Below are 1,194 nucleotides of genomic sequence, written 5' to 3'. Positions count from 1 at the left end.
GGTAGCGGAGATATGTCATGAGCAGTGTGAGATCGGGACCATATATCTGCGGCATCGATGCCGCGATGGACGTCGTCGGTGGGAAATGGAAGTCGGTCATCCTCTGGGAGCTGGAGAGCAAGGGCACGCGGCGGTTCGGTGAGCTCAAGCGCGGGCTCCCCGGTGTCTCAGAGAAGGTGCTCATCCAGCAGCTGCGTGAACTCGAGGAGGACGACATCGTCCACCGCGAGGTCTACCGGGAGGTGCCTCCCCGGGTTGAGTACTCGTTGACCGAGCTGGGGGTCTCGCTCAACGCCGCGCTCGAACCGCTCGGTGACTGGGGGCTGCGGCGCATGGAGCTGATCGGGGCCGAGCACGTCGCCCACTGAGTCCAGCATGGACGAGGGGCGAGGCCAGATCCGGCGTCCGCCCGGGTCTGGCGTCCTCATGCGGCGATGGTGTCGCCCAGCTCGCCGTGGTCGAGATCGAACTCGGCGGCCACAGGTGCACTGAAGAGCCGCCCGTCGTGGGTGCTCACCCCGCGGGCGAGGGACTCGTCCAGGCGTGCCGCATTCCGCCAGCCAAGGTCGGCGAGGCGCAAGGCGTACGGAAGTGTGGCGTTGGTCAGTGCATACGTCGAGGTCGCCGGGACCGCGCCGGGCATGTTGGCGACGCAGTAGTACACCGCGTCGTGCACCGCGAAGGTGGGCTCGTCGTGCGTCGTCGGGCGCGTGCCCTCGAAACAGCCGCCCTGGTCGACGGCGATGTCCACGAGCACGGCGCCGGGCTTCATCCGGGCCACGACGTCCAGGGTGACGATCCGGGGCGCGTGCGCACCGGGCACCAGGACGGCGCCGATCACCAGGTCCGCTCCCAGCACCGCGCGCTCCAGCTCGTAGGAGGTCGAGGCGATGGTGCGTACCCGGCCGGCATAGAGGGCATCCACCGCACGGAGTTTGCCGATGTCCAGGTCGAGCACCGTGACGTCGGCCCCCATGCCGACGGCCATGGCCGTCGCGTTGACGCCGGATACGCCTGCGCCGATGACCACCACGGCGGCAGGGCGGGTGCCCGGCACGCCGCCGGGCAGGACTCCGCGTCCGCCGGCCGCTCGCATCAGGTGGTAGGCGCCGACCTGTGGCGCCAGCCGTCCCGCGACCTCGCTCATCGGCGCGAGTAACGGGAGCGTGCCGTCCGGCCGCTGCACGGTCTCGT

General features: G+C 69.8%; 2 protein-coding genes. One reads left to right on the top strand and one right to left on the bottom strand.

What is annotated here, in order from left to right:
- Positions 1 to 17 precede the first annotated feature (17 nt).
- Positions 18 to 368 carry a winged helix-turn-helix transcriptional regulator gene (locus tag ELR45_RS23555; RefSeq protein ID WP_129668526.1) on the top strand — a complete coding sequence of 117 codons (351 nt, stop codon included), beginning with the start codon at positions 18 to 20 and terminating at the stop codon, positions 366 to 368.
- A gap of 56 nt (positions 369 to 424) precedes the next feature.
- On the opposite strand, the gene ELR45_RS23550 is transcribed toward ELR45_RS23555, so the two are convergent.
- Positions 425 to 1,194, bottom strand: a 770-nt coding sequence (locus ELR45_RS23550; RefSeq protein WP_240760094.1) for an alanine dehydrogenase, incomplete at its 5' end; no start/stop codon positions are given.

It is taken from the genome of Phytoactinopolyspora endophytica, from assembly GCF_004138495.1.
Taxonomy (GTDB): domain Bacteria; phylum Actinomycetota; class Actinomycetes; order Jiangellales; family Jiangellaceae; genus Phytoactinopolyspora; species Phytoactinopolyspora endophytica.
The sequence above is the reverse complement of the archived record's forward strand: the minus strand, read 5'-3'. Positions and strand labels throughout refer to the sequence as shown.